Origin of the sequence: Turicibacter sp. KK003 (genome assembly GCF_037014675.1) — a bacterium.
Lineage (GTDB): Bacteria > Bacillota_I > Bacilli_A > MOL361 > Turicibacteraceae > Turicibacter > Turicibacter faecis.
Genome location: NZ_CP142738.1, coordinates 1,007,739 through 1,030,242 on the forward strand (window position 1 = coordinate 1,007,739; position 22,504 = coordinate 1,030,242).

The 22,504-nt window shown below is 36.1% G+C and carries 23 protein-coding genes; 22 read left to right on the plus strand and 1 reads right to left on the minus strand.

Annotated features, from left to right (window positions below; genetic code table 11):
- Window positions 1–25: 25 nt before the first annotated feature.
- From lepB to frr, 14 genes are all read left to right on the plus strand, one after another.
- Entirely contained in the window at window positions 26–565 is a 540-nt protein-coding gene (gene lepB / locus VXM77_RS05105) for a signal peptidase I (protein ID WP_161832198.1), read from the plus strand.
- Window positions 566–636: 71 nt separating this feature from the next.
- Entirely contained in the window at window positions 637–1,500 is an 864-nt protein-coding gene (gene ylqF, locus VXM77_RS05110) for a ribosome biogenesis GTPase YlqF (RefSeq protein WP_161832197.1), read from the plus strand.
- A gap of 249 nt (window positions 1,501–1,749) precedes the next feature.
- Window positions 1,750–2,535, plus strand: a complete 786-nt coding sequence (locus VXM77_RS05115) for a ribonuclease HII (RefSeq protein ID WP_161832196.1) — start codon at window positions 1,750–1,752, stop codon at window positions 2,533–2,535.
- A 62-nt stretch (window positions 2,536–2,597) separates the two neighbouring features.
- Complete coding sequence (locus VXM77_RS05120) at window positions 2,598–3,383, plus strand: DNA-processing protein DprA (protein ID WP_161832195.1); 786 nt, start codon at window positions 2,598–2,600, stop codon at window positions 3,381–3,383.
- Window positions 3,384–3,726: 343 nt separating this feature from the next.
- Entirely contained in the window at window positions 3,727–5,790 is a 2,064-nt protein-coding gene (topA, locus tag VXM77_RS05125; protein ID WP_161832194.1) for a type I DNA topoisomerase, read from the plus strand.
- A gap of 172 nt (window positions 5,791–5,962) precedes the next feature.
- The gene (trmFO, locus tag VXM77_RS05130) at window positions 5,963–7,261 is read left to right on the plus strand and encodes a methylenetetrahydrofolate--tRNA-(uracil(54)-C(5))-methyltransferase (FADH(2)-oxidizing) TrmFO (protein ID WP_262953689.1); all 1,299 of its coding nucleotides are present in this window, start codon (window positions 5,963–5,965) and stop codon (window positions 7,259–7,261) included.
- Window positions 7,262–7,321: 60 nt separating this feature from the next.
- Window positions 7,322–8,227, plus strand: coding sequence for a tyrosine recombinase XerC (xerC, locus tag VXM77_RS05135; protein ID WP_262953688.1), 906 nt, complete (start codon window positions 7,322–7,324; stop codon window positions 8,225–8,227).
- Window positions 8,228–8,302: 75 nt separating this feature from the next.
- Window positions 8,303–8,752 carry an NfeD family protein gene (locus tag VXM77_RS05140; RefSeq protein WP_161832191.1) on the plus strand — a complete coding sequence of 150 codons (450 nt, stop codon included), beginning with the start codon at window positions 8,303–8,305 and terminating at the stop codon, window positions 8,750–8,752.
- Window positions 8,753–8,762: 10 nt separating this feature from the next.
- Complete coding sequence (locus VXM77_RS05145; protein WP_202618766.1) at window positions 8,763–9,698, plus strand: SPFH domain-containing protein; 936 nt, start codon at window positions 8,763–8,765, stop codon at window positions 9,696–9,698.
- Between the two features lie 252 nt (window positions 9,699–9,950).
- On the plus strand, window positions 9,951–10,343 hold the full coding sequence (locus VXM77_RS05150) for a hypothetical protein (protein WP_161832189.1): 393 nt from the start codon (window positions 9,951–9,953) through the stop codon (window positions 10,341–10,343).
- Between the two features lie 490 nt (window positions 10,344–10,833).
- Window positions 10,834–11,571, plus strand: coding sequence for a 30S ribosomal protein S2 (gene rpsB / locus VXM77_RS05155; protein ID WP_161832188.1), 738 nt, complete (start codon window positions 10,834–10,836; stop codon window positions 11,569–11,571).
- A gap of 252 nt (window positions 11,572–11,823) precedes the next feature.
- Entirely contained in the window at window positions 11,824–12,696 is an 873-nt protein-coding gene (tsf, locus tag VXM77_RS05160; RefSeq protein WP_161832187.1) for a translation elongation factor Ts, read from the plus strand.
- A gap of 77 nt (window positions 12,697–12,773) precedes the next feature.
- On the plus strand, window positions 12,774–13,490 hold the full coding sequence (gene pyrH, locus VXM77_RS05165; protein ID WP_161832186.1) for a UMP kinase: 717 nt from the start codon (window positions 12,774–12,776) through the stop codon (window positions 13,488–13,490).
- Between the two features lie 2 nt (window positions 13,491–13,492).
- The gene (frr, locus tag VXM77_RS05170; protein ID WP_161832185.1) at window positions 13,493–14,050 is read left to right on the plus strand and encodes a ribosome recycling factor; all 558 of its coding nucleotides are present in this window, start codon (window positions 13,493–13,495) and stop codon (window positions 14,048–14,050) included.
- Between the two features lie 85 nt (window positions 14,051–14,135).
- On the opposite strand, the gene VXM77_RS05175 is transcribed toward frr, so the two are convergent.
- Complete coding sequence (locus VXM77_RS05175) at window positions 14,136–15,422, minus strand: ISL3 family transposase (RefSeq protein ID WP_289461271.1); 1,287 nt, start codon at window positions 15,420–15,422, stop codon at window positions 14,136–14,138.
- Window positions 15,423–15,683: 261 nt separating this feature from the next.
- On the opposite strand from VXM77_RS05175, the gene VXM77_RS05180 reads away from it, so the two are divergent.
- The 8 genes from VXM77_RS05180 to proS all read left to right on the plus strand — a co-directional run bounded on the left by VXM77_RS05180 (window position 15,684) and on the right by proS (window position 22,197).
- Window positions 15,684–16,139, plus strand: a complete 456-nt coding sequence (locus VXM77_RS05180; protein WP_161832184.1) for a GNAT family N-acetyltransferase — start codon at window positions 15,684–15,686, stop codon at window positions 16,137–16,139.
- 92 nt (window positions 16,140–16,231) lie between these two features.
- Window positions 16,232–16,414 carry a hypothetical protein gene (locus VXM77_RS05185; protein ID WP_161832183.1) on the plus strand — a complete coding sequence of 61 codons (183 nt, stop codon included), beginning with the start codon at window positions 16,232–16,234 and terminating at the stop codon, window positions 16,412–16,414.
- Between the two features lie 414 nt (window positions 16,415–16,828).
- Window positions 16,829–17,593 (plus strand): isoprenyl transferase, encoded by a 765-nt coding sequence (locus VXM77_RS05190; protein WP_161832182.1) that lies wholly within the window; start codon window positions 16,829–16,831, stop codon window positions 17,591–17,593.
- A 15-nt stretch (window positions 17,594–17,608) separates the two neighbouring features.
- On the plus strand, window positions 17,609–18,421 hold the full coding sequence (locus tag VXM77_RS05195) for a phosphatidate cytidylyltransferase (RefSeq protein ID WP_161832181.1): 813 nt from the start codon (window positions 17,609–17,611) through the stop codon (window positions 18,419–18,421).
- A gap of 1 nt (window position 18,422) precedes the next feature.
- Window positions 18,423–19,580: a 1-deoxy-D-xylulose-5-phosphate reductoisomerase gene (gene dxr / locus VXM77_RS05200; protein ID WP_161832180.1), complete on the plus strand. Its 1,158-nt coding sequence runs from the start codon at window positions 18,423–18,425 to the stop codon at window positions 19,578–19,580.
- 14 nt (window positions 19,581–19,594) lie between these two features.
- On the plus strand, window positions 19,595–19,783 hold the full coding sequence (locus VXM77_RS05205) for a site-2 protease family protein (protein ID WP_338507293.1): 189 nt from the start codon (window positions 19,595–19,597) through the stop codon (window positions 19,781–19,783).
- Window positions 19,784–19,792: 9 nt separating this feature from the next.
- Window positions 19,793–20,842, plus strand: coding sequence for an RIP metalloprotease RseP (gene rseP, locus VXM77_RS05210; protein ID WP_338507295.1), 1,050 nt, complete (start codon window positions 19,793–19,795; stop codon window positions 20,840–20,842).
- Between the two features lie 92 nt (window positions 20,843–20,934).
- The gene (proS, locus tag VXM77_RS05215; RefSeq protein WP_161832178.1) at window positions 20,935–22,197 is read left to right on the plus strand and encodes a proline--tRNA ligase; all 1,263 of its coding nucleotides are present in this window, start codon (window positions 20,935–20,937) and stop codon (window positions 22,195–22,197) included.
- The last annotated feature ends 307 nt before the right edge of the window (window positions 22,198–22,504 follow it).

A 22,504-nucleotide genomic window follows, 5' to 3' on the forward strand; every position in this document is an offset into this window, starting at 1 on the left:
GGGACTTACTAAGGGGGAAAGTAATATGAGAGTTAGGGTATTACGGTTTGGATTTTATTGGGGAAAAACATTTTTAATTGCATTAGTAATGGTCATATTGATTCAACATTTTATATTTACGCCAGTAAAGGTAGATGGTGCGTCAATGTTGCCAACCTTACAAGATGGTGATTCAGCAATTCTATGGAAGTTAGGCTATGAACCGAAGGCCTTTGATGTTATTGTTTTTGAGGTCAGTGAGGGACAGTACTATGTTAAACGAATAATTGGACTTCCTGGCCAAAGTATAGAAGTGGTAGAAGATCAACTATATGTGGATGGGATAGTTGTACCGGAGCCATATCTTGATAAAGATATCAAGTCAGGGGATACCTTTACTTGGGATTTTACACTACAAGAAGTATGTCAATTTCAATCTTGTGAAAAAATTCCACCGGGGTACTATCTGGTCCTTGGTGATAATCGCCCGCTAAGCGTGGATAGTCGGCAAATTGGGCTTATCCATGAAAATCAAATATTAGGTCATGTAGTTGGGGCGCAATGGATGGATCATAGAGACAATTAAGTTATTAGGGTGGGAATGAAATGTTCATATCAGGATAATCTAATAGTAAAAACAACCTAGGGAGTGACACGATGACAGTACAATGGTTTCCAGGACATATGGCAAAGGCCCGTCGTCAAATACAAGAAAAATTAAAATTAGTAGATATTGTTTATGAATTATTAGATGCTCGTATTCCTTATTCATCGAGTAATCCAATGATGAATGAAATCATAAAGCATAAGCCTAAATTGATTATTTTAAATAAAGCTGATATTGCAGATGCAACCGTTACACAACAGTGGGTGAACTACTTTAAGCAGCAAAATCAACCAGTCATCACCGTTGATGCTCTTCACCAAAATGCGATTAAACAAATCGTTGAAGCTTCAAAGGAGATTTTAAAAGAAAAATTTGAGAAAGAAAAGGCTAAAGGGTTACGCCCACGTCCTATTCGAGCGATGATCTTGGGAATTCCTAACGTAGGTAAATCAACGTTAACAAATAATTTAGCTAAACGAAAAGCGGCCCAAACGGGAGATCGCCCAGGTGTGACGAAAGCGCAACAGTGGATCAAGGTTGAAAAGGAATTAGAATTGCTTGATACACCGGGTGTTTTATGGCCAAAATTTGAAGATCAACGAGTAGGTTATAATCTAGCAGTAACTGGGGCAATTAAAGATACAATTTTGCACCTAGATGATATTATTTTATATGCATTGGACTATTTAATAAATAATTATCCGGAGCGATTGATTGAACGCTATCATTTAAGTGGAGAATTTGATGATAAGGTTGCTGTTTTGGAGGAAATCGGTCGGAAACGCGGATTCTTACAATCGGGTGGCTATGTAGATTATGATAAAGTTTATGAAATTTTACTCCGTGAAATTCGAGGATTAAAGTTAGGGCGGTTATCTTTTGAGCGTCCGATAGATATTAAAAAAGAGGATTAGTAGAGAGGCCTTAATTTACTATTAGATAGTAATTAAGGCCTTTTTCGTAGGGGGTGATCCGAAACAATCGTTTACTTTTAGGGGGATTTTATAAAAACGAGGAAAATAGTCTAGAATCCTTTTAGGAATGATGTTAAAATAGGAGGGTGAATTTTAGCATCATTTAGTGAGCATCGGAAAGTTGATAATATAAATCCGATGGGTTAAAGATATGATTTCTAGTGATTTAGAAGGGTGAGCGACTAACGGATGGAAAATTATACAATAAGTGAGATAAAAAATCTCTTACAACAAGATATCGTTGAAGATTCTATTTTGGAGAAGTTAAAAGAGGATAACCGTATAGGGGTTCAGAGATTAGTTAGACAGTATGAAAAAAAGGTTCAACGAGAGTACGATGAATTTCAAAAATTTATTACAATGTCTATCTATGAGAATGAGCTTCGTTATAATGGTATTGATTTGATAGCTGGTGTTGATGAGGTAGGACGAGGGCCATTAGCAGGACCTGTTGTGGCGGCGGCCGTTATTTTACCAACTGATTGTTGGTTGTTCGGAATTGATGATTCAAAAAAATTATCAGAGGCAAAGCGTCAATATTTTTACGAGGAGATACAAAAACATGCGATTGGAATAGGGGTAGGAATCTGTACCAGTGAAGAAATAGATCGTCTGAATATTTATGAAGCAACGAAGCTAGCGATGGAACGGGCGATTAATCATTTGCAACAGCAACCACAACACCTGTTACTGGATGCCATTCAATTGCCTCGGGTGAACATTGCGCAAACCTCAATTATAAAGGGCGATGCAAAGAGTGTTTCAATTGCCGCGGCTAGTATCGTAGCAAAGGTAACGCGGGATGCCTATATGAAGGACTTAGGGGAAAAATATCCGAATTACGGGTTTGAACGCCATGTAGGATATGGAACGAAGGAACATTTACAAGCGATAGAGGATTATGGAATCGTAGCGGAGCACCGTAAATCGTTTGAACCTATACGCTCTAAACAAAAAAAGATTACGAAAATGTAATCTTTTTTTGTTTAGAAAAGGAAAGGGATTGCCTTCTTCGTATAGTATATTGGGTGATAAACATGAATATACGTGAAAAGTTAATTACACTTAGTATTTTAAAAAAAGGTAATTGGAAGGAAATGTATGATTTTTTGATACAAGATAAAATGTTAACGCAAATAACTGAAAATCAGGTGAAGGAGTGTTTAAAGCAGATAAAAAATATATCAGTTTTAACAATCTTAGATCCGGAATACCCAGAGTGTTATAAAGAGATGCCGGCTCCTCCATTTGTTCTTTATTACAAGGGGAATCCAAACTTGTTAGAGGGAAAAAGGGTTGCTTTAATTGGAAATCAAAGACCTTCTCAAACAGGGATAGGTGAGGCACGTAAACTAGGCTTTCAACTTCTAGATAAGGGAATTACTCTTGTAGGAAATTTACAACTCGGGATTGAAACAGTTGCGCATTCAATAGCTACTAAAGAGGGGAAAACGATTGCTATTTTGCCCTCTGGTTTTTGGGTTATTTACCCTCGAGAAAACTACGATTTATATTATCAATTAATAAAGGGGCACTTGGTATTAACAGAGTATCCCCCAGGTGTTTCCCCGTCTGCTCAACGATTTAATAGAGCGCATCACTTGTTACAAGCTTTAAGTGATGTTTTAATTGTTATAGAAATGACGAAAGGCGATTATCGATTAAATTCATTAAAAGGCCAAATTGATGTTGGAAAGGTTGTTTATGCGTTGCCCGCTTCGTACAATGTTCATTCATCAAGGGGATGTTTAGAGTTAATTCGCTATGGCGCACATTGTTTTTTAAATTGCAGTGAAATTTTTTCTTGGTTAAACCATATGTAGAAGTTGTACTTGGTGATTTAAAAGTGAGGGGTCATCGGCCTAAGTGCAAAAAATTGTAGAATGACTGTGCTAACAATATGATAATTCTGGAAATTATTAAACGCTGTGTTGAATAGAAAAGAAAAAAGAGTAAAAAAATGAAAAAGAATGGATTCTTTCTATGAAATTTCTAATGAAATGATTGACAAGAGGAGAGGAAAGCAGTAATATTTTTTGTGTTTTATTTTGACTGTTTATTGTTAATAACTAGTGAATAGTTTATAAATAGAGTCGAATAATAGATGAGAAAGCGCTCAGTTAAAGAATAGCTGGGTTAGTTATTGAGATAGAAAAGGTGATAGGTATGGGGAAAAATTTAGTAATAGTAGAGTCGCCTGCTAAAGCCAAAACGATTGAAAATTATTTAGGATCGGACTATACGGTTTTATCGAGCGTCGGACATATTCGTGATTTAGCAACGACTGGACCGGGTGGTTTAGGAGTGGATGTTGAGGATCATTTTAAGCCAAATTATAAAAATGTGACTGGAAAATCCAAAATTATAAAAGAATTAAAACAGGCTGCTAAAAATTCAGATGCCGTTTATCTAGCTACCGACCCCGACCGTGAAGGGGAGGCGATTAGTTGGCATTTGGCAGATGTTCTTGGACTGGATGTTGATTTAAAGCGACGTGTCGTCTTTAATGAGATTACAAAAGACGCTATTTTAGAGGCTTTTAAACATCCGAGAGCGATTGATATGGATTTAGTTCGTTCCCAAGAGAGCCGACGTATACTTGATCGTATTATTGGTTTTAAGTTAAGTAAATTGTTACAAAGTAAGATTAAGAGTAAAAGTGCAGGTCGTGTTCAATCGGTGGCTCTAAAACTTATTGTTGAACGTGAAAAAGAGATTCAAAAGTTTAAAAGTGAAGAGTATTGGTCGATTCATGCGATGTTTGAACGACAAAGTGCCAAAATTGAAGCTGAACTTATGAAAAAAGCAAATAAAAAGATTTCAATTGCGAACGAGGATGAAGTTAAGGCTATTTTGGCGGAGCTTTCAGACCCTTATGTTGTAGAAAAGGTGGAAAAAAAGAATAAATTAAAACAACCCAAACTTCCATTTATTACTTCAACGCTTCAACAGGAAGCGGCAAGTAAGCTTGGATATAACGCGAAGAAAACGATGACGATTGCTCAGAAGTTATATGAAGGGATTAATATAGGTTCAGAAACAGTCGGATTAATTACCTATATGCGAACGGATTCTACGAGATTAGCTGATAACTTCATCGATGCAACAAAATCATTTATTAAAAAAAATTATGGAACGAACTACGTTAAAACAACAGCAACGAGTACAAAAAAAGTGAAAAATGCACAGGAGGCCCATGAGGCAATCCGTCCTTCATCTGTTTCCCGAACACCTGAAGAGATGAAGCCGTATTTAAAACGCGATGAATTGCGTTTATATAAATTAATTTGGGAGCGTGCGGTTGCGAGTTTGATGAAAAGTGCTACCGTAGAAGCAACAACAATTGAGGTTCGCTCGAATGATTATTTATTTCGTGTTAATGGTCAGGTCTTAGTTTTTGATGGGTATTTACGTGTTTATAGTTATGAGGAAACGAAAAATGCAGCTTTACCGCGTCTAAATGTAGGGGATACATTAGCCCTCGTAGACATCGAACCACAGCAACATTTTACTCAACCGCCAGCACGTTATAGTGAGGCAAAATTGATTAAAGAAATGGAAGAGTTAGGAATTGGCCGTCCATCTACATATGCGCAAACGATGGAAACCTTGAAAAATCGTGGGTATGTCATGCTAGAGGATAAAAAATTTAAACCTACTGATCAAGGTATTTTAACAAGTGACAAGTTAGCCGAGTTTTTTTCAGAGTTTATCAACGTCGAGTATACGGCCGCAATGGAAAATAACCTCGATGAAATCTCTAAAGGTCAAAAAGTATGGTATGATGAGTTGAAAATGTTTTACGATCATTTTATGCCAATGCTTGAAGAGGCACAGAAAAATATGGAGAAAATTGCCCCTGTTGAAATAGGGGAAGAGTGTCCAGAATGCGGAAGCCCGCTCGTTATTCGTCGTGGGCGTTACGGTGAATTTGTCGCTTGTAGCGGATATCCGACGTGTAAATATATAAAAAAAGAAGCGAAAGAGGAAGCGGCCCCTGTTTCAACTGGAGTGAAGTGTCCTAAGTGTGAAACGGGAGAGATCGTTGAAAAGAAAACACGTCGTGGAAAAGTTTTTTATGGATGTGATAAATATCCAGCGTGCGATTATGCACTTTGGAATAAGCCGATTGATAAAAAATGTCCGAAGTGTGGGCAACTACTTGTGGTCAAAGGAAAGAAAAATGAGGTTCAGTGTTCAAATAAGGAATGTGATTATAAAGAGGATTAATCTCAACCCCACCTTTTAAAAGGTGGGGTTTTCAAGGGTATTTTATAAAGTATGAACCGATAGTCGGTGAAGGAGTCGGGCACCGAAAGGGGCTTAGCAGTTGATTGAATTTATGATATAATTTTCAGTTGTAATGAAATATTCAGTCGCAACTTGTAGGAGGCTAGTATAAATGAAATATGTAAATGTCATTGGAGCAGGTTTAGCAGGTTCGGAGGCAGCTTACCAGCTTGCTAAACGTGGAATTCAAGTTAAGCTATATGAAATGCGTCCAGTAAAAAATACGCCAGCTCATCATACGCAAAATTTTGCAGAATTAGTATGTTCAAATTCATTGCGTGCAGACGGTTTAGCTAATGCGGTCGGTGTTTTAAAGGAAGAGATGCGAATTTTAGATTCACTTATTATGAAGGCAGCAGATGCTAATGCTGTACCTGCAGGAGGAGCCCTTGCCGTCGATCGTGAAGGCTTTTCAGGACAAATTACAGATTATTTAAGTCAACACCCTAATGTGGAAGTTATTCGAGAAGAGTTAACGGAAATCCCCGATGGGCCGACGATTGTGGCGACAGGTCCGTTAACAAGTGATGCTTTAAGCGCATATATTCGTGAAATGACAGGACATCATTCGTTTTATTTCTATGATGCCGCAGCGCCTATTATTGAAAAGGATTCTATTAACTTTGATAAAGTTTATTTAAAGTCTCGTTATGATAAAGGTGAGGCTGCCTACTTAAATTGTCCGATGTCTGAAGAGGAGTTTAATGCTTGGCATGAGGCTTTAGTTAATGCAGAAGTGGTTCCGGTTAAGGAATTTGAAAAAGAAGTTTTCTTTGAAGGATGTATGCCAATTGAGGTAATGGCAAAACGTGGCCGACAAACAGTTTTATTTGGTCCAATGAAACCAGTAGGCCTTGAAGATCCAAAGACAGGACAAACACCGTATGCCGTCGTTCAATTAAGACAGGATAATGCGGCGGGAACGCTTTATAATTTAGTTGGATTCCAAACGCATTTAAAATGGGGGGAACAAAAACGTATTGTTCAAATGATCCCAGGACTTGAAAATGCTGAAATTGTCCGTTATGGAGTGATGCATCGAAATTCGTTTATTAATTCTCCGGTACTACTTCGTCCGACTTATCAATTTAAGACACGTGATGATTTGTTCTTTGCAGGTCAATTAACGGGAGTGGAAGGTTATGTTGAATCGGCTGCATCGGGAATGATTGCAGGGATCAATATGGCGAAGTATATGTTGGGTGAAGAGCTAATTGAATTCCCAAGGGAAACGGCGATGGGATCAATGGCTTACTACATTACGCATACTTCTTGTGATGGATTTCAACCGATGAATGCTAATTTTGGGCTGTTTTTAGATTTAGAGGGTCGTGTGAAGAAAAAAGAAAAGAAAGCAATGTATGCAGCACGTGCTATCGAAAAAATTAAGGAATGTAAAGAGTTACTATAGAAGGTGGTAAAGAAAACAGTACGGAAGGTACTGTTTTCTTTGGCATAAAGGAGGGTTAAAGTGGAGGAGCTGATTCATAAATATTTGGAATACCTGATGTATGAGAAGAGGTACTCGATGCATACAATTTCAAATTATCAAAAGGACTTAGTCGAATGGACGTTATTTTGCGAGAAGGAATCTATCCCCCCTTTTGATGTGGAATACGGTGATGTTAGGAGTTATCTTAATGAATGTTACTTACAAAAATTGAATCGTCATACGGTAAGTCGAAAGTTATCGTCTTTGCGTTCCTATTATTATTTTTTACTGAAGGAAGGGGTCGTCTCTTCCAATGCCTTTTCAATTATTAAGGCACCGAAGGGAGGACAGGTGTTGCCTAAATTTTTATATGAGGAAGAAATGGTAGCATTGTTCGAAGGAATCGATCGATCAACTGTACTAGGAAGCCGCAATTATGCATTGTTAGAGCTCTTATATGCAACCGGAATACGGGTTTCGGAATGCTGTAATCTCACTATAAGCCAGTTTGACTTTGAGACAGGGATGTTATTGGTGCACGGAAAGGGGAAAAAGGACCGGTATGTTCCACTTGGAGATTTTGCTGTGGAATCGATGCAATGCTATCTAAAAGTGGGACGAAACCAATTATTGAATAAGTCACATATTGAAACAGATGTTGTATTTTTAAATCACCTTGGGTTTCCATTAACTGACAGAGGCGTTCGTGATATTTTAAAGAGGTTAACTCGGAATACTGCCATGCATATTAAGGTTGCCCCACATATGATTCGGCACACATTTGCAACGCATTTACTGAATCATGGTGCAAATTTAAGAGCTGTGCAGGAATTACTTGGACATGAGCATTTATCAAGTACGCAAATTTATACTCACGTTTCGAAGGAGCACCTTAAACAGGCTTATGCGGTCGCACATCCTAGAGCAAGAAAAAGTGAAAAATAGTATTGAGGAAGAGTACTAAATGGACGGTTGATTAGCTATAATGGAAGAGTAGTGGTTAGAATGGAGTGAGGGGAAATGGCTAGTTTATTAAGTGTAGGTTTAACTATTCCTTTACCGTGGTTATGGTTTTTACTTGCTACTATTTTTGGTATTATTGAGGCAATGACGCTAGGGATAGTTTCTATCTGGTTTGCTATTGGAGCGTTGGCCGCTATGCTTACCTCTATTTTTATTGATTCGGTTATGATTCAAATTTTTATTTTTCTTGCAACCTCTTTAATCTTGATTGTAAAAACGAGAAAATTTGCGGTTGGTATGTTGAAGGTTGGAAAGGAAAAGACGAATCTTGATGACTTGATTGGTAAAGAAGCCGTTGTTACTAAAGAAATTCTTCCGTATGTAGCGGGTGAGGTGAAGCTGGAAGGGAAATTTTGGCGCTCTATGTCTGAAAGTAAACAGACTTACGCCGAAGGTGCTATTGTGACTGTTTTAAGAATTGAAGGGGTTACGATCATCGTTAAATAGAAGGAAGGAGATGAAAATTATGCTTTATTTTATATTGGCTATTATCATTGTGATGATTATTTTAGTTATGGCAAATATTAAAGTTGTACCTCAGGCAAATGCCTACGTTATTGAACGTTTTGGGGCTTATGCAGCAACATGGAACGTCGGTTTACACGTTAAGATTCCTATTATGGACCGTGTTGCAAATAAAGTATTATTAAAAGAACAGGTGATTGATTTTAAACCACAACCAGTCATTACTAAAGATAATGTTACGATGCAGATTGATACGGTTGTATTTTTTCAAATTACGGATCCTAAATTATTTACATACGGAGTTAGTAACCCATTTGCAGCTATTGAAAATCTTACGGCAACAACATTGCGTAATATTATTGGGGAATTGGAATTAGACGAGACATTGACCTCAAGGGATATTATTAATTCACGTATGCGTGCTGTATTGGATGAAGCAACGGATCCATGGGGAATCAAAATTAATCGGGTAGAAGTAAAAAATATTATTCCACCGGAAGATATTCAGGCTGCTATGGAGAAACAGATGCGTGCTGAGCGTGAGAGACGAGAGAAAATTTTACAGGCAGAAGGGGAAAAGACATCAGCCATTTTAAAAGCAGAAGGGCTCAAAGAATCGCAAATCCTTGAAGCAGAGGCACGTAAGCAGGCGATGATTTTAGCGGCAGAAGCAGAAAAAGAAGCTGCTATTCGTAAAGCAGAGGGGGAAGCGGAAGCTATTTTAAAAGTTCAAGAGGCAACGTCAGCAGGGTTAAAGATGCTTAATGAGGCACAACCAACTACGGAAGTATTAACGTTAAAATCATTTGAGGCATTGGCGCAGGTAGCTGAAGGACAGGCAACGAAGTTAATTATTCCATCTGAAATTCAAAATGTTAGTGGGTTGATTGCATCGTTAACGGAAACGTCAAAGACAATTAAAGAATAACCAATTTAAATCATAATAGGCATCTCATAGGTTAGATAGAAGGTTTAATCTATGGGATGCTTTTTTCATTAAAAAGTATAAAAAGGTCGGAAGTGGGGATATTATAATTAGTTATTGAGATATAAGGAGAGTACTACAAAAATAATGTCATAAAATAACGAAAAAAAGATATAAGTGGTTGATTTTGCTAGCAATATTCGATAAAATTTATTTAGAACGAAAGAGAGACATTAATTTACGGGGTGATATATTGTGCAAGCAATTTTACTAGTGAGTGGCATTATTATCATCTTTTTAATTGGATTAGGGATATTGATTTACTTATTAATACCAAACTCTGAACAGTCGCAAATTTGCGAAGATAGGGATGGACAGATAGTGTTGGGGGAAAAATTAGTAGATGAATGGGTCACTGTAATCGAAGTTCAATTTAAAGGATATAGTGGTTTTTATACATATGCGGTAATGCAAACGGATATAAATAGGGGGCAATATGTGCTTGTTTTAACGCAAGATGGTATTCGATGTGCGAAGGTTGTGGGTGAACCTCGTACAATAAAAACGAGTCAATTGAATTTTCCACCGTTTTTACTACAAACAATTATTTGTGTGGCTGATAACGCAGACTTAGAATATTATAAATAAAGAAATGGATGAACCGAAAACTTTCTGATAAGGAAAGTTTTTTTCTAATTATAGTAAATGAAGGTTTCTGTCTATTTAAAATTCGAAAAAGGGTAATCATATGGTGCAGGACGCTTTTAGGGGATATACTTTTGGTGCAGTTTATAAGGTTTTAGACGGATAGATGGTAGTAAAACGTGATAAATTATTTGATTCATATCTAAGAGGAAGCATCTAACCCCTGACGAATAGCTTTTATTGTAGTAGAAAAGGAAAGACTGTCATTAACTCGCTCAAGGTTTTTAATGATGAGGGATTTGCTTGAAATTTTATTTTAGAAATAAAAAAATTTGAAAGATAGTTGAAAAAAAAGACGAAGTATGATAAATTTATAAACGGCATAAAAATACACACACATCTGGAGCGAATTGTCTAGTGCTATTTATGATAGTGGCAATTTGTGTTGAAAGATGTGGCGGCCGAACAAATTCGAACTTAGGAGGAACTTACAATGGCTATTATCTCAATGAAGCAATTGTTAGAAGCAGGGGTACACTTCGGACACCAAACACGTCGTTGGAACCCAAAAATGAAAAAATACATCTACACTGATCGTAATGGAATTTACATCATCGACTTACAAAAAACAGCTAAAAAATTAGATGAAGCTTATTACGCTTTACAAGAAGTCGCAAAAGATGGTGGACGTGTTTTATTCGTAGGAACTAAAAAACAAGCTCAAGAAGCTGTTAAAGATGAAGCAATCCGTGGAGGACAATTCTGGGTTAACCAACGTTGGTTAGGTGGAACTTTAACAAACTTTAAAACTATCCAAGCTCGTATTGCTCGTTTAGAAGAATTAGAAACAATGGAGCAAGATGGTACATTTGATGTATTACCTAAAAAAGAAGTTATCACATTACGCAAAGAAATGGATCGTTTAAATAAATTCTTAGGCGGAATCCGTGATATGAAAGAATTACCAAGCGCAATCTTCGTAATTGATCCTCGTAAAGAGCGTATTGCAATTGCAGAAGCACGTAAATTAAACATTCCAGTATTCGGTATTGTTGATACAAACTGTGATCCTGAAGATGTTGATTATGTAATTCCAGCTAACGATGACGCTATCCGTGCGGTACGTTTAATTGTTGGTAAAATGGTTGATGCAATCATTGAAGTAAATCAAGGATCTGCTGAAGAAGTAGCTACTGAAGAAGTAGTTGAAGAAGCAGTAGTAGCTGAGTAATTTGATAATGAATACCTTTTTCTCATTAGAGTTAAAGGTATTTTTTTTGAAAATGTGTAATAAATAAGTTGTTTTATATTTAATGAATAAATATAAGATAAATCTTCTAGAATATAGATGAATGATTTAAGATGAATTCATTTTAAAAAGAAGATTGTAATAGCTTGCAATATTTGTGTTTTTTTGTTATTATCAAAAAGATACAACGATAAGTGGTGTTAAACTTTTATTAAAATCTTAGGAGGAATCATAATGGCAATTACAGCGGCTATGGTTAAAGAATTACGTGAAAAAACTAGTGCAGGAATGATGGACTGTAAAAAAGCATTAGTAGAAACAAATGGAGATATGTCAGCTGCAATCGATTGGTTACGTGAACGTGGAATCGCAAAAGCAGCTAAAAAATCAGATCGTGTAGCGGCTGAAGGATTATGCTCAGTAGCAATCGATGGTAATACAGCAGTTATTTTTGAGTTAAACTCAGAAACAGACTTCGTTGCTAAGAATGAACAATTCTTATCATTATTAGATAAATTAGGAAAAATCTTAGTAGCTAACAAACCAGCAAATGTTGAAGAAGCATTAGCAATTGAAGTTGATGGAACAACAGTAGATGCAATGTTAATCGAAGCAACATCAACAATCGGAGAAAAAATTACGTTACGTCGTTTAACAGTTGTTGAAAAAGCAGATAACGAATTCTTTGGTTCTTACTTACACATGGGAGGACGTATTGCAGCATTAACAGTTGTTGAAGGAAAAGAAGAAGTTGCTAAGGACGCAGCTATGCATGCAGCAGCTATTAACCCACAATATTTAACTGTTGATCAAGTTCCTGCTGAAGTTGTAGCTAAAGAACGTGAAATCTTAACTCAAGAAGCATTAAATGAAGGAAAACCAGCTAATATCGTTGAAAAAATGGTAGAAGGTCGTATCCGTAAATTCTTAGCAGATGTATGTATGTTAGAACAACCATTTGTTAAAGATGGAGATGTTACTGTTGCTAAATATGCTAAGAATAATGGATCAACAATCAAATTATTTATCCGATTAGAAGTTGGAGAAGGAATTGAGAAAGTTGTTGCAAACTTCGCTGAAGAAGTAATGAGCCAAGTTCGCGCATAATTACCATTTATATTTAGGGGGCACATTTCTGTGTCCCTTGTTTCGAATTTAAAAGGTTATGGAAAGTGGGTGTCCTGATGGCGGCTTACAAGCGCGTTGTTTTAAAGCTAAGCGGTGAAGCTTTAGCAGGAGGAAAAGGGTTTGGTATTGATGCTGAGACCGTGCAACAGATTGCACTACAAATTAAAAGTGCATATGAAATAGGTGTAGAAATTGCAATTATCGTCGGTGGAGGTAATATTTGGCGTGGGAAAACTGCCAGCGAAATGGGAATGGAACGATCTAGTGCTGACTATATGGGAATGTTAGCAACCGTAATGAATGCACTGGCGTTGCAAAACGCGTTAGAAGGATGTGGGATTCAAACACGTACGCAAACTTCTATTCATATGAATCAAATTGCAGAGCCTTATATTCGTCGTCGTGCTATCCGCCATTTAGAAAAGGGACGTATCGTTATTTTTGGTGGTGGAACTGGAAATCCATATTTTTCAACAGACACGACAGCTGCTTTACGCGCAGCAGAAATTAATGCAGATGCAATTTTAATGGCAAAGAATGGCGTAGATGGTGTATATAATGATGATCCACGTTATAATAAAGAAGCAACTAAATATGATGAGTTATCATATCTAGAAGTTTTAAATCAAGGGTTACAGGTAATGGATTCTACAGCGGCTTCTTTATGTATGGATAATGATATTGAATTATTAGTTTTTAATATGAATGAGTCTGGTAATATTAAAAAGGCTGTAGCCGGAGAAAAAATCGGAACAATCGTGAAAGGGAGATAATTATGCCTAAAAGTGTATTAACAAACGCAGATACTCGAATGAGTAAAGCAATTGATTCTTTAAAACGTGAGTTTTCAGTATTACGTACTGGACGCGCAAGTGCAGCATTATTAGATAATATTCAAGTAGATTATTATGGAATGCCAACACCAATTAATCAAATGGCACAAATTACAGTTCCGGAAGCACGTCAACTTGTAATTAAACCATATGATAAATCAATGTTATCAGCGATTGAACGTTCAATTAATGAAGCAAACATTGGATTAACACCAAATAATGATGGTGAAGTTATTCGCTTAAATGTTCCAGCTTTAACTGAAGAACGTCGTCGTGAGTTAGCGAAAAAAGTTAAAGGATTCGCAGAAGATGCAAAAGTTGCAATCCGAAATGTTCGTCGTGATGCCAATGATGAATTTAAAAAATTACAAAAAAATGGTGAAATTACTGAAGATGCTTTAAAAGGTTATACTGAAGATGTTCAAAAATTAACTGATAAAAAAATCAAAGAAGTTGACGCAGTCGCTGACGAAAAAGAAAAAGATATTATGTCTATCTAGCATAAAAAAGCGGTTCTTTGTCAAATAGTGTTGCTGATTAATTTGTAACCTGTTACAACGAAAATTCAAATCGAAATCCTAGTAGCTATGCTGCTAGGATTTTCGTTTTAGGCTTTGTTAGATTTTGAACCATGAGAATACGAGATTTAAAGTGATAGAAACTACGATATCCAAAGGCAATACGCTTAATGACCTTAATTTTATTATTAATTCCTTCGATGGGACCATTTGTGTAATGAGTTGAGAGTGTATTTTTAATATAGGATTGATAAGTTTTAAAGGTTTGGAAAGCCGTTTGAAACTCAGGAGAAACAAGCGGATGTTCCGTTTCGAGTAAATGATTAAATCGTTTTAAGTTTTTTGTCTGAAGAGCGAAAAGTAACTCTTGATATAAATCATAGGTTGCTTTTAATTCAGGAGATAAATCAAGTAGAAAGTTTAAGATATCAATTTCACGCATGGGTTGTTTAAAGCAGTAAACTGATCGATAAGTGGTGGTATTAAGTAAAGCGTGAGATTTTAAAAATAAGCGCCAATAACGTTTGAATTTACGACCATGCTTTTTGAACTTTTTCATGAATCGGATTCGAGTTTTGTTCAGTGCACGAGAGAGATGTTGAACGAGATGAAATTTATCAATGATAATTTGGGCATGAGGAAAAAGATCCTTAATGAGGCTGATGTAAGGAGCGTACATATCAATCACAATATTTTTTACTCGATGACGTGCTTCCTTTGTGTATCGTTTAAAATAAGCTTGAAGGGAGTTTAAACGACGATCTTCAACGATATCGATGATTTGTTTTGAGTCAGCATCGCAAAAAATAAAAGACATATGCCCCTCAGCAGACTTAACGGATTTAAATTCATCAAAACAGAGATTTTCAGGTAAATAATTAAGGTTTAAGGTTTGAGATTCATAAAAGCTATGGATGATTCGATTGACGGTTGAATGAGAGACCTGATGGCGACGTGCGATATCACATTCAGAAATTTTATTTTGGGCCTCTAAAGCAATGGCGTGTTTCGTATGATAAGAAATGTAACAGTTCTTTTCAACAATTGAAGTACTTAGTGTAAAAGTAGACTGGCAATGCCCACAATAATAACGCTGTTTTTTTAGGTCTAAGTAGGTATCGTGAAGAGAGACTTTTGGAATGACAATTCGAGAGGTTTTAAATCCATGCTTCTTAAATTTTGAATCAAATAGGGTTCCGCATTTTTGACAATGAGTCGGTTGATACGTAAGAATACCTTTAAAGATAAAGCTAGTAATTCCGTTCAACTTCACTTCCTCAAGATAATCTTCTGAAAATGTAATATTTTTATCTTTAATATTTAAAAGTTTTCTAGTAAAATATGAGTGAGACATTAAATCTTATCCTTTCAATATTGTTTTAGTCGATAACATTGTAACAGGATTGAGACTTGAAGTCTCTTTTTTTTATCCTATGAAAAAAGTGCTGCTTAATCAGCAACACTAAATATTATAGAACCAAAAAAGCTACCCAAGTTGGGTAGCTTTTTTTATCCCCAAAAAGATAATCTTTATTGTCTTTTTTTCATTTTTTTCTAATGAAAGACGTATGATTATAAAGAATAATGTAACAAGATTCAGGGGGGTGTTGGGATAATGATTAGATTCAAGGATGTGGGGTATTTAACAGACGGAGAAATTGATTTAATTATTGAAAGAAAGGTTCCTGCTCATTTAGAGAAGTTTAAGGCGCCAACGTACTATTTTCAAATTAAAAAACATTTAAGCCCTTATGAAATAGGGAAAATTGATATTCGTATTGGTTATAATGAGAATACATTTTATGGGGGAAACGTTGGATATGAAATATATCCTCCGTATCGTGGAAATCATTATGCACAAAAAGCGTGTGAGCTTATTAAACGTGTGGCTAAGGCACATGGGATGAATTACTTGTACATTAGTTGTTTACCGAGTAATATTCCATCGAATAGAACTTGTCAACGACTAAATGCACGATGGATGGGTACCTATTATATTCCTATTTATTTAGAAATGTATATGTTTGGTGTAAGAGAAATTAATATTTATGAATGGGATATTTCAAATTAAAATAAAAAAAAACACTCAACATCCAAGTATATTATTCGACAAAAAATGCAAAATAGTATTGTCATCACATGGTGTTATGAGGAGGCGGCAACATGACGGTTGAAGAAAAAAAATTTAAAAAGTCAGCTCGTAATGCATTAATCCCTGATGTTTCTAAAATGCAAACGGAATTTGGTGCTGAATTTGTTGGCGACGAAAAACGTGCGGCCCAAAGTGTAGAAACTCGGGTGAAAACAAACGCACAACGTTATGGATATTTCAAAAGAAGTAACTAATTATTTTGCAGGTAAATTCGAATGAAAGGAAAGGATAGTAAGTTTATTAAGTTATCTTTTAATAAACAGAAAGGAAATTCCACTCTCGAGATGGGGTGTGAGCTTCAACCCTTGACGAAGGAAGAAATTCGAAGAATAAAGAAAAAAATTCGGCAACATGCCCTTAAGCATTAGCCTGCAGTGAGTGATTTTTCTGGAATGTCATTAAATATATGTGGCACCATAAGATGGCTTTATATAAATTAAGCTACTAATTTTTTAGTAGCTTTTTTTTATGAAAAAATTTCAAGGCAGGTATTTATTTATGACAGAGTTAAAGTTTATTTGTATAATTACGGAATGTTGGTAGAAAAAAGAAAGTAAGTGTATTAAAATATATAAGATAGGTTATATATATGAAAGGCGGTTTCTTTAATGTTCTTTAAAAAGAAAAAAAAGGCACAGTTAGATAAAAATCGCATTTTAAATGCACCTTTGCCACAACATATTGCGATTATTTTAGATGGGAATGGAAGATGGGCTAAAAAGCGTGGTCTCCCGCGAACGGCAGGTCATCAAGAGGGTGCGATGAATGTACGTGAGATTACAAAAATATGTGCAAATATTGGGGTTAAGGCGTTAACTGTCTATGCCTTTTCAACGGAGAATTGGAAACGACCGGAAGAGGAAGTTAAATTTTTAATGAAATTACCCATTAAATTCTTTAATGATTTTGCGCCAGAATTAATAGAGAATGATATTAGATTAAAGGTTATTGGGAATGTAGAGGATTTGCCTAAAGATTTACAGAAAAAAGTGTTAGAAATTACGGAAATGACACAAAATAATAAGAAGATGACATTAACGATTGCACTAAATTATGGTTCAAGGGATGAGATTAAACAGGCAGTTCAGCAGATTGCGACAGATGTTCTAGATCATCAATTAAAAGTAGAAGAGATAAGTGAGGATCTTATTGATCGCTATCTCATGACCTATGATTTACCACCGCTTGATCTCATGATTAGAACGAGCGGGGAATTAAGAATTAGTAATTATTTACTATGGCAATTAGCTTATGCTGAGTTATATTTTACGTCAATTGCCTGGCCTGATTTTAAAGAGCAACAGTTATATGAGGCACTTTTTGATTATCAAAGTCGTCAACGACGCTTTGGTGGATTAAGTGAGAAAAAGTAAAGGAGAGATTTATTCATGAAACAACGAATTATTACAGCTATTATCATGGTTTTAATCGGTGTTCCTATTGTTGTTTATGGGAATTATCCTGTTCTTATTTTAGGGGGGGGATTATCGTTAGTAGCTGTACGTGAAATGATTTCAATGAAGGATATAACGACTAAGACGCCGATTGAAATTAAACTGTTCACTATAATTGCAACATTGGTTATTGTTTTTTATTCATTTGATTTTAATCAATTAAACTATCATGCAGTTACCTCTTTTGGGTTAGAGATTCCGGCTATCTTTTTATTTGTTCTATTACTTGTTTCAATGATTCGTAAAGATTTTAGTTTAAAAGATGCATCTTATTATCTCTTAACCATTTTTTACGTGGGCTTAACATTTCATGCACTTTTATTTATCCGCTTTTTAGGATTAAATCTTCTTTTATTTATGATTTTAATAGTAGCTATAACGGATTCAGGAGCCTATTTTTGTGGGAAAAAATTTGGAAAACATAAGTTGGCTCCTCGTGTGAGTCCCAATAAAACGATTGAAGGGTCATTTGGTGGAACGCTATTGGGGGTGATTGGTGGAACCCTATTTGGAAGTTTGACGGGGATTTCAACTCATATTGGCATTCTAATAATGATAAGCTTAGTTGTTGCCGTTGTGGGGCAATTAGGAGATTTAGTCGCATCATCGATGAAAAGAGAATTCGGTATTAAGGATTTTGGAAATCTCTTTCCAGGCCATGGAGGAGTATTGGATCGATTTGATAGCCATCTATATGCGTCATTGGCATTATATATTTTAATTAATGGATTGAACGTGGTGATGTAAAATGAAAAATATTTATTTATTAGGAGCAACAGGCTCAATTGGTACACAGACACTAGATGTGATTCGACAACATCCAGATAAGTTCCGTTTAGTTGCATTTTCCGCGGGGCGTAACATTGAGTTAACAAAAAAGATTATTAATGAATTCAGACCGGCCTATGTTTCTGTTATTAGTGAGCAATCCGCTAAGCAGTTGGCTGAACAATATAAAGAAGTGGAGTTTGGATTTGGGGATGAAGGTTTAATAAATGTCGCAACATACGATGCAGTTGCTGGTGATGAGCATTTTGTTTTATCAGCTGTTATGGGGGCGGTTGGGTTATTGCCAACATTAAAAGCAATTGAGATGCGTAGAACGATTGGAATTGCTAATAAGGAGACTCTTGTTACTGCGGGTCATTTAGTGATGGAGAAGGCTCGAAAATATGGAGTGAAGTTGTTACCCGTCGATAGTGAACATTCTGCAATTTATCAATGTTTACAGGGGGAGGATGCAAAGGCAATAAGAAAAATTATTATTACGGCAAGTGGTGGCTCATTCCGAGATTACACACGGGAAATGTTGAAGGAAGTAACCCGTGAACAGGCTCTAAATCATCCAAATTGGTCAATGGGTGCCAAAATTACGATTGATTCTGCAACCATGATGAATAAAGGATTAGAGGTCATTGAAGCACATTGGTTGTTTGATTTACCATATGATCAAATTGAAACGATTCTCCATAGACAAAGTATTATTCATTCCATGGTTGAGTTTGAGGATACAAGTATTATTGCTCATTTGGGAACCCCAGATATGCGTATTCCTATTCAATTTGCAATGAGTTACCCCGAGCGAATTGATTTAAAACAGTCTAAATCTTTAAAATTAGAAGAGGTAGGCATGTTAGAGTTTAAAAAAATGGATTTTGAACGTTTTCCTTGTTTGAAAATGGCCTATGAGGCTGGACATGAAGGAGGAAGTTGTCCGACGGTTTTAAATGCGGCAAACGAGGCAGCCGTTGATTTGTTTCTAAAAGATAAAATTTCCTTTCTAGATATTGAGAAAGTTGTATATGAATCTTTGGAACATCACCACAAGGTTGATCGTCCAGCTTTAGAGGACATTATAGAGATTGATAAAAACACACGTCGTATAATAACTGAAAAGTATGAATAATGGAGGATGGATAGATGATAGGAATTTTAAGCTTTATTTTAGCCTTAGGGGTTATTATCCTTGTTCATGAACTAGGACATTTTTTAGTTGCAAAACATTATGGAATTTTATGTCACGAGTTTTCAATAGGAATGGGACCGCTTGTATGGAGTAAAAAGCGCGGTGAAACGACTTATTCTATTCGCGCAATCCCATTCGGGTGATACGTTTCAATGGCAGGCGAAGAGGCCGAGAAAGAGATCGTTAAGGTTGATCAAGTCGTCGGGTTAGAGTTTGATCAAAATGGAAAAGTTAATAAGATATTTCTAGATCCTACGAATCAGAAAGTCGTTGGGACAATTAAGGAGTTAGATTTATACAAGGCATTAAGTATCACTTTGACATTAGAAGGTGGCGAAGTGCAAAGGTATGATGTTGATCATGATGCAAATTATATCCTTGAAAAAAGTGTACAGCAAATTGCCCCGTACGACCGCTGCCTAGAGTCAAAATCAAAATGGGCTCGATTTGCGACCATGGCCGCAGGAGCTACAATGAATTTTGTTTTAGCATTTGTTCTGTTTTTTATTGTGGGTCTTGCAGTAGGAATGCCAACTGGATCAAATAGGTTAGGAGGAGTTGTTGAAAATTCTCCTGCTCAGGTGGCCGGATTGGTAGCGGGTGATCAAATTATTTCTTATAACAATCACTCCGTAGCAAATTGGGAGGAATTAACCCAGGCTATTTCTTCTACCAAGGATTCAACAACGGTGACGTACATTAGAGATGGACAGACAAAGACGGTAGAGCTTACCCCTCAAATTAGTGAAAATGGGGGGCAAATAAGTACTTCAATTGGGGTTTCTACAGAATATGAAAAATCTCTCTTATCGGGTTTTAACTATGCGGTATTTAAAATGAAGGAAGCATTTGTATCAATTTTTCAAACATTTAAAATGTTATTTGTTACAAAAGAGGCCGGGATTGATGATTTATCAGGACCTGTTGGAATTTATACGATGACATCTACCATTGCAACCTTTGGATTAACTTCGCTAATAATATGGATTGGCTTTTTAAGTGTTAATATTGGAATTATGAATTTACTACCTTTACCGGCCTTAGATGGAGGAAGAATCGTTTTTGTTTTAATTGAGGCGCTTATTGGGCGTCCAATCGACCGTCGTGTTGAAGGGTATGTTCATATGGCGGGACTACTTTTATTCTTCGGATTATTCATTTATGTGACGTTTAATGATGTTATTCGCCTGATTAATGCATAAAAGGATTGAAAAGCGGTCGAAAAGATGCGATAATGAAAAAAATAAGAAGTTAAGGATGTAAAAATATCTTTAATTTTGTAGGAGGATAAAACATGAAACAATCAATGATGTTTATTCCAACATTGCGTGAAGTACCAAGTGATGCCGAGATTCGCTCACATCAATTTTTATTGCGTGCTGGATTTATTAAACAAGTTGCAGCTGGAGTCTATACTTATTTACCGCTTGCGAAGCGTTCACTTCATCATATTGAAACGATTATTCGCGAAGAATTAAATGCGATTGATGGAAACGAGTTATTAATGCCAGCGTTACAACCAAAAGAATTATGGGACGAGACGGGACGTTGGTCTGTTTATGGATCTGAATTGATGAGATTAACTGATCGTAATAGCCGTGAATTTGCGTTAGGACCTACACATGAAGAGGTTATTACAGATGTTGTACGTGATTATTTAAATTCATATAAAAAATTACCATTAACCGTTTATCAGATTCAAACAAAGTTCCGTGATGAAGCACGTCCACGTTTTGGATTAATGCGTGGTCGAGAGTTTATTATGAAGGATGCCTATTCGTTTCATGCAAATCAGGAATCTTTAGATAAAACGTATGATAAATTTGTACAGGCTTATACTAATATCTTTAATCGTTGTGGATTAAAATTTAGAATGGTAGAAGCGGATAGTGGACAAATCGGTGGATCACAATCAGCGGAGTTTATGGCTTTAGCTGAAGTTGGAGAAGACACAATTGTGTATTCAACAACAGGATCATTCGCGGCAAATATTGAAGTTGCAGATTTACCAGTTGGTGCTCCATCACCAGATGGTGTCGGTGTGGTAGATCATGCAAAAGGAATCGAAGTTGGACATGTCTTTAAATTAGGAACAAAATATTCTGAATCAATGAATGCTGTTTTTCTTGATGAGAATCAAAAGAAACAACCTATTATCATGGGATGCTATGGAATAGGTGTTAGCCGTGTGATGATGGCAGTGATTGAGCAAAATAATGATGAGAATGGAATGATTTGGCCGAAGTCGATTGCTCCATTTGATATTCATGTTATTCCAGTTGATGTTAAGAAAGCTGAGCAGTTAGACGCTGCTACAAAAATTTATGAAGACTTGAAAGCTGTTGGATTTGAAGTACTATTAGATGATCGTAAAGAACGTGCAGGTGTCAAATTCTCTGATGCAGATTTAATTGGTCTTCCGATTCGCGTGACAGTTGGTCGTGGAATTAGTGATGGATTAGTGGAAATCAAAATTCGACAGACTGGTGAAGTTTTTGAAGTAAAGGTTACAGAACTTGTATCATTTATTAAGGAAAAGTATCAGGAATTAGCTTAAAAAATTCTCTCCCTGAGAGAATTTTTTTTATCGGCTATTTTAATACAAGTAGCCTGATATGAGGAATTAATTAGGATATGGAAGTCAATTTGGTGTCTTTTTATGCACTTAAATTTTCCAACATACCATTCGAGTCTCTGAAGAGGCTAGAAGGCTATTTGTCGCTATTTTGTAATATAAAGCTGAAACTAAGGCTTGTATCGAAAAAACGGAAAGACTCAGTCAAAGGCAGTGTGCCTAAAAAGATATAAGGAACGAAAGAATATTTTCTTTTAAATGAAAGCTGATAGGCCCTATGATACATGTG

Bases quoted from the DNA above. Each gene is read 5' to 3' on its own strand.
- lepB (WP_161832198.1), top strand. From the start codon at position 26: ATGAGAGTTAGGGTATTACGGTTTGGATTTTATTGGGGAAAAACATTT.
- ylqF (WP_161832197.1), top strand. From the start codon at position 637: ATGACAGTACAATGGTTTCCAGGACATATGGCAAAGGCCCGTCGTCAA.
- VXM77_RS05115 (WP_161832196.1), top strand. From the start codon at position 1,750: ATGGAAAATTATACAATAAGTGAGATAAAAAATCTCTTACAACAAGAT.
- VXM77_RS05120 (WP_161832195.1), top strand. From the start codon at position 2,598: ATGAATATACGTGAAAAGTTAATTACACTTAGTATTTTAAAAAAAGGT.
- topA (WP_161832194.1), top strand. From the start codon at position 3,727: ATGGGGAAAAATTTAGTAATAGTAGAGTCGCCTGCTAAAGCCAAAACG.
- trmFO (WP_262953689.1), top strand. From the start codon at position 5,963: ATGAAATATGTAAATGTCATTGGAGCAGGTTTAGCAGGTTCGGAGGCA.
- VXM77_RS05140 (WP_161832191.1), top strand. From the start codon at position 8,303: ATGGCTAGTTTATTAAGTGTAGGTTTAACTATTCCTTTACCGTGGTTA.
- VXM77_RS05145 (WP_202618766.1), top strand. From the start codon at position 8,763: ATGAAAATTATGCTTTATTTTATATTGGCTATTATCATTGTGATGATT.
- rpsB (WP_161832188.1), top strand. From the start codon at position 10,834: ATGGCTATTATCTCAATGAAGCAATTGTTAGAAGCAGGGGTACACTTC.
- tsf (WP_161832187.1), top strand. From the start codon at position 11,824: ATGGCAATTACAGCGGCTATGGTTAAAGAATTACGTGAAAAAACTAGT.
- pyrH (WP_161832186.1), top strand. From the start codon at position 12,774: ATGGCGGCTTACAAGCGCGTTGTTTTAAAGCTAAGCGGTGAAGCTTTA.
- frr (WP_161832185.1), top strand. From the start codon at position 13,493: ATGCCTAAAAGTGTATTAACAAACGCAGATACTCGAATGAGTAAAGCA.
- VXM77_RS05175 (WP_289461271.1), bottom strand. From the start codon at position 15,422: ATGTCTCACTCATATTTTACTAGAAAACTTTTAAATATTAAAGATAAA.
- VXM77_RS05180 (WP_161832184.1), top strand. From the start codon at position 15,684: ATGATTAGATTCAAGGATGTGGGGTATTTAACAGACGGAGAAATTGAT.
- VXM77_RS05185 (WP_161832183.1), top strand. From the start codon at position 16,232: ATGACGGTTGAAGAAAAAAAATTTAAAAAGTCAGCTCGTAATGCATTA.
- VXM77_RS05190 (WP_161832182.1), top strand. From the start codon at position 16,829: ATGTTCTTTAAAAAGAAAAAAAAGGCACAGTTAGATAAAAATCGCATT.
- VXM77_RS05195 (WP_161832181.1), top strand. From the start codon at position 17,609: ATGAAACAACGAATTATTACAGCTATTATCATGGTTTTAATCGGTGTT.
- dxr (WP_161832180.1), top strand. From the start codon at position 18,423: ATGAAAAATATTTATTTATTAGGAGCAACAGGCTCAATTGGTACACAG.
- VXM77_RS05205 (WP_338507293.1), top strand. From the start codon at position 19,595: ATGATAGGAATTTTAAGCTTTATTTTAGCCTTAGGGGTTATTATCCTT.
- rseP (WP_338507295.1), top strand. From the start codon at position 19,793: ATGGCAGGCGAAGAGGCCGAGAAAGAGATCGTTAAGGTTGATCAAGTC.
- proS (WP_161832178.1), top strand. From the start codon at position 20,935: ATGAAACAATCAATGATGTTTATTCCAACATTGCGTGAAGTACCAAGT.